Here is an 8,634-nt window from a genome sequence, read left to right on the forward strand (position 1 = left end):
CGGGCAGTTGCCCGGCGGGGCCCGCAGCCCTCATCGCGTGTTCTCAGTCGTTTTCGCTCAGGACGACTCCGTACTCGTCGTCGTAGCCGTTGTCCTTCAACAGAAGTGACAATGTGGCGCGTTCACCGGTGAAGCGGACGTCGACGGTGCTCTCCTTCTCTCCCAGGAGGAAGTGGGCCGTGACCGGGTGCTGGGCGGCCTTGCCCCAGCGGGCCACCCAGCGTTTCGCGTCACCCTTCGAGCCTCCGTCCTCCGCCGCGAGATCGGCCAGGCCGTCGACGTCCCCGGCCTTGAGCCGCGCCAGGACCTGTTCCGCGACGGAGAGGCTGCCGGGGGTGGGGCGGCCGGTGACCGTCAGGTCGAGCTCGGAGGTGCCGTTCCTGACGCGGTCGGGCGTCTTGTCCGTGCTCAGGGCGTCACACCCGCCGAGGACCAGCACCGCTGCTCCCACCAGGCCGACCGCCCCGTATGCCCGCCTCAACTGCGCTTCCCCGGGCGGATGATGCTGATGGCACTGAGGTTCTTGTTGCGCTTGAACCATTGGTTCAGTGTCGTGTGGGCAGCTGTGCCGTGCTGGGTGATGTTGATGTTGCCCCCCTTGGCGGACGTGACCACTCCGGTGTGGTTCCACTTCTTGGACGATCGGTAGTAGCCGAAGATGATGTCGCCCGGACGGGCGTCGTATCGCGAGATCTCCCGGCCGCCCCGGTGGTTCTTCAGGTGCTGGCGCAGGTTGGCTGCGGCGGCCCAGGTGTAACTGTCGAGGCGGAACGGGCCGATGCTGTTGCGGAACCAGCGTGAGGCGTTCTTGCGACCGCCCTTGCGCTGCTGCATCTTTCCGCCCCAGTGCAGCGCCTTGGAGACGAAGTTCGCGCAGTCGGTGCCGTAGTCCCACTTGATTTTGACGTTGCGCTTGGCCCAGGTCGCGGTGCCCGAGTGATTGGGGGCGGCGCGCAGCGCGCCGGGCGCCCCGGGGGCGGGCACGGGCTCGTCGACGGGCATGCCGTCGGCGTCCAGCTCGATCGGGAGGGTCTCTTCGTCGCCCGTCGGGATGTCGTCGATGCTGTCCTCGGCGGGAGGGGCGACGGTGGCGTCCCGCACGGCGTCGCCCGTCGAGGGCAGGGTGACTTCGACGGCTGCGTCGTCGGCTTCTTGGCGCAGGACGCCGCCGGTGAAGACGAAGCGGCCGGGCAGTTCGCCCTCTTCCGGTTCCTGGGTGCCGTCGGTGTGGGTGAGCACGCTGTGCTCGGCGAGGGTGCCGCGTACCACCACGGAGCTGTCGGGGCCGGGGCCGGTCAGGACGTCGCCGAACGTGCTGGTGACCTCGGTGAAGCGACGGTTGTGGCGGGCGTATGCCTCGCGGCGGTCGGTCAGATCAGGCAACTGTTCGGCGAGCAGGTCCCGGAACATGGCGCCGTTCGGGCTGCTCGCGGTGGCTTGCTCGATGGTCGTGTAAGTGCCCTTGAGGACACCGGCTCGCGCGGCGAGGTAGTCGCGGACGGCCTTGACGTAGCGCTCCTGATCGGTCACGGCGACGGGCTTCGCGGTCGCGGACCGGGTTGGCTCGGAGGTACCGAAGGCCGAGGTTGCGGTGACCGTCACGGTGTGGTCGGCGCCGTTGGTGAGGGTGTCGAAGACAGCGCGGGTGTCCTGCACGGTGGTGCGGGCGACCTCGGCGGCACCCTGGTGGACGACCACGGTGTAGGTGAGAGTGTCTGCCGCGGCGCCGGGGTCGTTCGGCGGGTTCCAGATGGCCAGCAGACCGTGGTCGGCCGGGACGGCCTTGACGTTCTCGGGGCTGCCAGGGGCGCCGGAGGGGATGTAGGACACCGTCAGGACCGGGCGCAGGGCCGGATCGGCGGCGCGCGAGGAGTGGTAGACGACTCCGGGGGCGGCGGTCTTCTCGTCGCCGAGCTGGAGGCTCAGGCCGTGGTTGTCGGTGCCTGCCAGCCAGTCCGCGACGAGCGAGCCGAGGTTGAGGTCACTGAGCGTGGCGGGTAGTTCGTCGTCGTTGAGGAGCGGCTCTTCGTTGGCGGCGGCGGCGAGCTCCTGGCCGCTGAGGGAGGCGTCCCATGCCTCGGCGAGGTCGAGGACGGTGGCTGCGGGTTCGGCGCAGGTGGGGCCGTCGTCCGTACAGTCGGCTCGGTGCAGTTTCAGTCGGGCGTCGGTGATCCGGGCACCGGCAGGAAGGGCCGAAAGATCGGCGTGGAGCCAGCTGCGCCAGGCGGTGCCGCCGGGGGTCCCGACGCGCAGGGTGCCGTCTTCGACGGCTGCGCACGGGGTGCCGCCGCAGTCGGCGGCGCCGATGGGTGCGGTGGCGTCGCGCAGGACGGCGCCGGATATGTCGATGGTGCGGACCTGTGGGGCCGGTATGGCGGCGGGTGTCTTGGCGGTGAAGGTACGCTTGGCCGTCCACGGAGAGCAGGCCGCGTCACCGCAGGCCCGCATCGCCCACTGGTAGGCGCGTCCGGGCACCAGCGTACCCTCGGGGATTATCGTGGCGACGCGGTTGCCGCTGTTCTCGAAAGACGGCGGCAGCTGTACGTTGCTCAGGGCCAAGCCGGCGGCGTCGAACAGAGCGAATTCGCCGCGCACGTATGCGCGGTTGCCAGCTGTCAGCACCCCGGACAGCAGGGGTGTGGTTGTGTTCTCAGCGCCTTCCTGGAGCGCGGTCGGTACGTCCGGGACGGGCAGGACGACCGGCTTGGGGCCGACGCCGAACTGGTGAGCGGTCACGCCGGACAGCAGTCCGGCGGAGTCCACGGTGCGAGCGTTCAGGGTGTGCCAGCCCTTGGCGGGCTTGATCTTGATGGTCTGCGGCTTGCCGCCGGTACCGGCGGGGTCGTTGACCTGCTGCGGGGTGTTGGGGTCGTCGAGGCCCCACAGGTAACCGCGGCCGTCGGTGGACGTGGTGGTGAGGGTGCAGCTGATCTCGCCGGTCCTGTCGGTCCACTGGTCACGCGGGAAGCCCTCGCACGTGACCTGTGGCGCGGTGGGATTGCCGGTGTTCACCCGAAAGGGGACGTAGGCGCTCCAGGGGCCGTGCGCGGAGCCGTCGTACGCGCGGGTGCGCACGCGGTAGCCGAACGCGCCGAGCTTCTTGTCGGCAGGCAGGGACAGCTTGGCGGTGCCGCCGGAGGCGACGGCGCCGCTGGTACCGGTCCAGCTGTAGGTGCCGGCGTCGTTGAACGCCGGGTCCGCAGTGACCTCGAACTGGGCCCGCACCGTGCCGCCGTCGGGGTCGGTGACCTTCGCGGCGAAGGTCGGCGTCAACGAGGTGGCGTACGTGCGCTTGTTGAAGGTGTTGTACGAGGACGGGGAGAGTGCGACGGCGGTCGGAGCTCCCGGCGGATTGTTGTACGTCACCGACAGGACAGGCACGTTCTCAGCCGCGTTGCGGGAGTTGAAGCGCTTCCAGGCGAAGGAGTCCTTCTCGTCCGTCGCTCGGATGCCGAGCGTGTTCGCGGTGTTCGCGTTGGACGCCCAGGTCTGGGCCAGGGCGGTCACATCGGCGGCGACCCAGCCGTCGTCACAGCCTGAGCCGAAGCCCTTGGTCTGGCTGGACGTGGCCCACTTGCGGTTCCAGTTGGGCTGGTTGGTCCAGCGGGTGGCGGTGGTGGGCGTGCTGGTGTCCCAGACTTCCCAGTCACGAGCCTGGCAGGACCACGAGTGGTGGTTCCACAGCTTCAGCGTCGCCGACTTGACGTCCTTGCCCTTCACCGGCTTGGTGTCGAAGTGGAGAAAGGACCGCGCGACCTGCTCCGAGCCGTTGTTGCCGAGCTTGAGTTCGGTGGCGGTGGACTGGTCGGTGCCGTAGCCCTCCTGGACGAAGGTGGTGAACGTGGTGAGCAGGTTGACCGCCGGGTCGACGGTGACGCGTCACCTCCATGGCGACGGGCGCGCGGTGCGGATGTTCCCCGGAGCGTACGTCGGTGCGCGCGTCCCACATGACGGGAGCGGGCAGGATGCCCGCGGGCTTGCCCGTCTTGCTGTCGGTGAAAGCGACCCCGCCGTCGCCGTCGGCCTTGGCGGTCAGGCCCTTGGCCGTGAGTGTCATCCGCAGAGTGTCCGAGCCGTCAACGGCCTGGCGGGACTTGAGGACGAGGAACTGCTCGAAGCCGGTACGGGTGGCCGAGACCACGAGGTCGGCGTGCGGCAGCGCGTCGGGGTAGGTGGCCCGGGTATCGGCGATGCGGGGCGCGGTCAGCGCACCGCGCCAGCCCAGCTCGATGCGGCTGCCCTCTGGCGAGGTCAGCGTCACCAGCGGCGTCGAGGCGGCGACCGGTTCGACGGCCCGCAGCCGACGGGTGGCCGGGGCGTCGGCCCGTGCGGGCGTGGCCCCGCCGAGGGTGAGGCCCAGCGGGTGTGCCTTGGCCTCGACTGTTCCGTCGGCGGCCTTGGCGAGATTGATGTCGACGGCGGTCCAGGAGCCGTCGTCGTCGCGGAAGCGGACTGGGCCAGCGGCCTGGTCCTCGGTCAGGGTGCCGCTCGGGTCGGCCCATAGGGTTCGGGTCTCGGTGCGCTCCCCTACGACCTCGACGCGCTTGCCCTCCAGGCGTGCGCGGAGCAGCGCCGAGGTGACGTCGTCCTGGGGTCGCGGTGTGCCTGTCGGGCGCGGGGCGGCGGGTGCGGTGGTCGCTGCGAGCGCGGCGGCTGGTGCCGCCACCTCGAGTGCCAGAAGGCCGGAGAGCACCAGACCGGTGGTCGTGAACCACCTGGATCTGGACATTGCTGTGCTCAACAAGAAGAATCCCCTCCCGTAAAAAAGAAGTCAAGAACTTGTAAAGATAGCGGGGATTTCCTGCTCCATGATCACTCCTTGCGGCGCGACCCCGAGTGTCGGCAAACGATCGCGAACGCGAACGCCCCGGCGAGCTGGTGCACGTCGACATCAAGAAGCTCGGCAACATCCCCGACGACGGCGGCCACAAGACCCTCGGACGCCAGGGCGGCCGCAAGACCCGGTCCAGCGTCGGTTACAGCTACCTCCACAACGCCGTCGACGACCACTCCCGCCTCGCCTGCAGCGAGATCCTCACCGACGAGAAGAAGGAGACCGCGACTGCTTTCTGGAGCCGGGCCCACGCGTTCTTCGCCCAGGCCGGGATCACCGTCGAACGCGTCCTGACCGACAACGGCTCGTGCTACAAATCCCACCTCCAGCGCAACTGCCTTGCAGAGATGGGGATTTCACACAAGCGGACCCGCCCCTACCGGCCCCAGACCAACGGGAAGGTGGAGAGGTTCAACCACACCCTCCTCGACGAGTGGGCCTACGCGCAGCCCTACCGGAGCGAAGCTGAGCGACGCGACGCCTACCCCGCCTGGCTGCACACCTACGATCACCACCGCGGACACGCCGCGCTCAAGGGCCAACCACCCGCCAGCCGCGTCCCCAACCTCACAGGGCAATACACCCAGGTCCCCCCTCGAACCGGGGTGACAGGCCCAATGTCTCCGAAGCCGCCGCACAGGAGACTCATCTCCGACGGGATCGAAGGAGCCCGCAGGAGGAGGCCGGAATGAAGAGGGTCGCATCACCCGCACTTTGGCAGCCGCCGTTGCGCGGACTCGCGCTGGTCGCGCAGAAGGTGCCGCAGGCGGCCCTCTTCGTACTCATGGTGTTCTCGTCGGCCTCTCTCGGCCTGGGCGTCCTGCTGCTCCCCGTCGTCGTGGCGGCCGTCCGCAGGCTGGTGTAGGTCACTTGACCCGCACCCGAGGGGCCGTGGTGGACAGTCAGGCCGCCGAACTCCGCAGGATCGAACGCGATCTGCACGACGGCGCACAGGCCAGGCTGGTCGCGATGGGGATGAGCTCCCTGGACGCCGCGGACGCCCGGGAGTCTACCGGTCGTGCGCTCACCCTGATCACTGTCGTGGTGGTCGCCGCGCTGCTGCTCATCACCTACCGCAGTGCGATCCTGTGGCTGCTTCCCCTGCTCGTCGTGGGTGTCTCCTTCCTCACCACCCAGGCGGTCTCCGCCCTGCTCGCCAAGGGCTTCGGCCTGACCGTCGGCGGCGGGAACGAGATCGTCGTCACCGCCTTGCTCTTCGGCGTGGGCACCGACTACGCGATGCTGCTGCTCGCCCGCTACCGAGAGGAGCTGCGCATCCATGAGGACCGGCACCATGCCATGCGGACCGCCCTGCGCAGGGCCGTACCGGCCATCGCCGCCTCGGCCGCGACCGTATGCCTCGGGCTGCTCTGCCTCACCCGGGCCGACGTCGGGTTCAACCACACGCTCAGCCCGGGCGGTGCCGTCGCGATCGTCTGCGGACTTGCCGCGATGACCACGCTGTTCCCGGCCGTGCTCGTCCTGCTGGGCCGCTGGGTGTTCTGGCCCCGTATGCCGCGCGCCGGGGCCGCCCCGAAGAACGCCAACCACCTTCTGTGGGACAGGATCGGCGGCCGGATATCCCGGCGCCCGCGTAGCCGAGTCCCGAAAATGTGCAGCCGTAGTGCAGTGTGAGCGAAACCGGTTCTGCGGAAGCGGCTTGGGAGCCCCACGTCGCCATGACTCCGACCGCGGCTGTCATGGTCGCCGCGACCCCAAGGGCGACTCCGGCCCCGTGCCTCCTCGTGCTGCGCGGTCGGTCGCTTCGAGAGCGGCGCGAAGAACCGGGAGATCGCGGCCGCGCTGCGGGTGAGCGAGCGGTCGGTGGAGCGCTGGCGCCGTCAGTGGCGTGAGCGGGGTGAAGAGGGTGTTCGGTCGAAGGGATCGCCAGGGCGTCCGAGGCTTTCGGCAGACCAAATTGCCAGACTGGAGCGGGAGTTGGAGCGCGGTCCGCTCGCCCATGGCTGGGCTGACCAGCGGTGGACACTGGCCCGGGTGAAGACTCTGATCGGACGGTTGTTCCACGTCGGCTACACGGTGGAGGGGACGTGGCGGCTGCTGAAGCGCCATGGCTGGTCGTGGCAGCAGCCGGCCCGGCGGGCGATTGAACGTGACGACGGAGCTGTGGAGTTGTGGAAGAAGGAGGTGTGGCCGCAGGTAAAAGTACGGCGGCGGCCCGCGGGGCCTGGATCGTCTGTGAGGACGAGGCCAGTCAGTTGCTGAGGCCGCCACGCGCGAGGTCCTGGGGCCGGGTCGGCCGGACTCCGGTCGTCCGCGTCCGGGGCAGGGGTTCGGGACGGGTTTCGATGGCGGGAATGGTCTGCTTCCGACGCGGAGACCGGTCGAGGCTGATCTACAGCTTTCGCGTCCACCGGGGCCGCAAGGGCGAACCCAAGGGATTCACCTGGCAGGCCTACCGCGACCTCATCGTGCGGGCGCACCACCAGCTCAAAGGCCCCATCGTCCTGGTCTGGGACAACCTGCGTACCCATCTCATGCCGCAGATGAAGGACTTCATCGCTGCGAACGAGGACTGGCTGACCGTTTTCCATTTCCCGTCCTACGCACCCGACCTCAACCCGCAGGAGGGCATCTGGTCTCTGGTGAAACGGGCGATCGGCAACCTCGCCGCCGCGAACCTCGACCAGCTCGCCGCCGCCGTGAAGCGCAGCCTCAAGAAGACCCAGTACCGACCGCACCTCATCGACGGCTGCCTCATAGGCACCGGCCTGACCTTGACCAGCTGACACGATCAGGCCGACATCACACATTCAAGTTCAGTAGCCACCCAGGCACCTTCGGTCAGCGGTTCGCCGACGAAATTGATCCCAGGTCGGGTCCGCCCGGCGGGGTCATCACCGGCGCGGGCGCGGTCCTCGCGGCGACGTTCGCCGCCCTCACCAGCGCCCCACAGGTGGCGTTCATCGAAATCGGCATCGTGGTGGCGATCGGCGTACTGATCGACACCTTCCTGGTCCGCTCCGTCCTCGTTCCGGCACTCGCTCTCGACGTCGGGCCCGCCTTCTGGTGGCCGGGCCGCCCAGTGGGCCGGGACACGGCAGCGCAGACCGTCGGCGACGAGCCGGGGGAGACGGTCGCGGTCGCCGTCAGCTCCGGGCGGCGTACACGATGAGGTTGTCCACGGGGTGGCCCTGTGCGTCGAAGGCGCCGTCGCAGGTGATGAGACGCAGGGCGCGCTCGTTGGTGGCGCCGTAAACCCTCTTGGTCGGGAAGGCCTTCTTGCTGACGGTCTCAGTGCCGGTGACTCTGAAGTGGATCTCCGCTCCCCGGTCGTTGCGGATCGCGATGTCCGCCCCCTTGCCGATCTTCTTCAGATCATGGAAGACGGCCCTTCCGAAGCGGGTGTCGTTGTGCCCGATGAGGACCGCCGCGCCACGCTCGCCGGGGGCGGCGCCACCGGTGTACCAGCCGGCCGTCATGCCCTGCTCGGCGGGCGGGACCTGGACGGTGCCGTCCTCGTTCAGACCGAGCCGCATCAGCGAGCTGTTCACCCCGATAGAAGGGATGCTGACATGGGTGGGGCTCACCGCGGACCTCGGCTTCCCGGACTTCTCGTGCTTCTCCGTCCCCTTGGGCTCCGTGTCCTTCGGAGAGTTGAGCGAGCCCGGGACGCTGGATGAACTCGCGTCGGCGTGTGATGCGTCGGAGGAGCAGCCGGTGAGGGCCAGAGTGGCGAGCACCGGAAGTGCGGCGCGCCAGAGCGATGGAGGCGTACGGGGCATGGGGGCTCCAGAACGGGACGGGAGATGGGCAGTGGCGCCGCCCGGGACGGGGCGGCG

General features: G+C 69.2%; 6 protein-coding genes and 2 pseudogenes. 5 read left to right on the forward strand and 3 right to left on the reverse strand.

What is annotated here, in order from left to right; genetic code table 11:
• Nucleotides 1-43 precede the first annotated feature (43 nt).
• On the reverse strand, nt 44-481 hold the full coding sequence (locus ABTZ94_RS34105) for a hypothetical protein (RefSeq protein WP_351206775.1): 438 nt from the start codon (nt 479-481) through the stop codon (nt 44-46).
• The gene (locus ABTZ94_RS34110; protein WP_351206781.1) at nt 478-3,852 is read right to left on the reverse strand and encodes a DNRLRE domain-containing protein; all 3,375 of its coding nucleotides are present in this window, start codon (nt 3,850-3,852) and stop codon (nt 478-480) included. The genes ABTZ94_RS34105 and ABTZ94_RS34110 overlap by 4 nt, the downstream gene beginning before the upstream one ends.
• Before the next feature lie 1,002 nt (nt 3,853-4,854).
• Here ABTZ94_RS34110 and ABTZ94_RS34115 point away from each other — a divergent pair.
• The 5 genes and pseudogenes from ABTZ94_RS34115 to ABTZ94_RS34140 form a co-directional block, all read left to right on the forward strand.
• Nucleotides 4,855-5,415, forward strand: a pseudogene (locus ABTZ94_RS34115) (IS481 family transposase); the annotation flags it as partial.
• A 107-nt stretch (nt 5,416-5,522) separates the two neighbouring features.
• Complete coding sequence (locus ABTZ94_RS34120; RefSeq protein WP_351206777.1) at nt 5,523-5,699, forward strand: hypothetical protein; 177 nt, start codon at nt 5,523-5,525, stop codon at nt 5,697-5,699.
• 5 nt (nt 5,700-5,704) lie between these two features.
• Nucleotides 5,705-6,469, forward strand: a complete 765-nt coding sequence (locus ABTZ94_RS34125; RefSeq protein ID WP_351206779.1) for an MMPL family transporter — start codon at nt 5,705-5,707, stop codon at nt 6,467-6,469.
• Between the two features lie 117 nt (nt 6,470-6,586).
• A pseudogene (locus tag ABTZ94_RS38080) lies at nt 6,587-7,581 on the forward strand (IS630 family transposase); the annotation flags it as partial.
• A gap of 107 nt (nt 7,582-7,688) precedes the next feature.
• Nucleotides 7,689-7,967 carry an MMPL family transporter gene (locus ABTZ94_RS34140; RefSeq protein ID WP_502967356.1) on the forward strand — a complete coding sequence of 93 codons (279 nt, stop codon included), beginning with the start codon at nt 7,689-7,691 and terminating at the stop codon, nt 7,965-7,967.
• On the opposite strand, the gene ABTZ94_RS34145 is transcribed toward ABTZ94_RS34140, so the two are convergent.
• Nucleotides 7,942-8,577 carry a class F sortase gene (locus tag ABTZ94_RS34145; RefSeq protein ID WP_351206787.1) on the reverse strand — a complete coding sequence of 212 codons (636 nt, stop codon included), beginning with the start codon at nt 8,575-8,577 and terminating at the stop codon, nt 7,942-7,944. The two genes, ABTZ94_RS34140 and ABTZ94_RS34145, sit on opposite strands and share 26 nt — an antisense overlap.
• Nucleotides 8,578-8,634 lie beyond the last annotated feature (57 nt).

This window comes from Streptomyces sp. NPDC002785 (genome assembly GCF_040295565.1).
Lineage (GTDB): Bacteria > Actinomycetota > Actinomycetes > Streptomycetales > Streptomycetaceae > Streptomyces.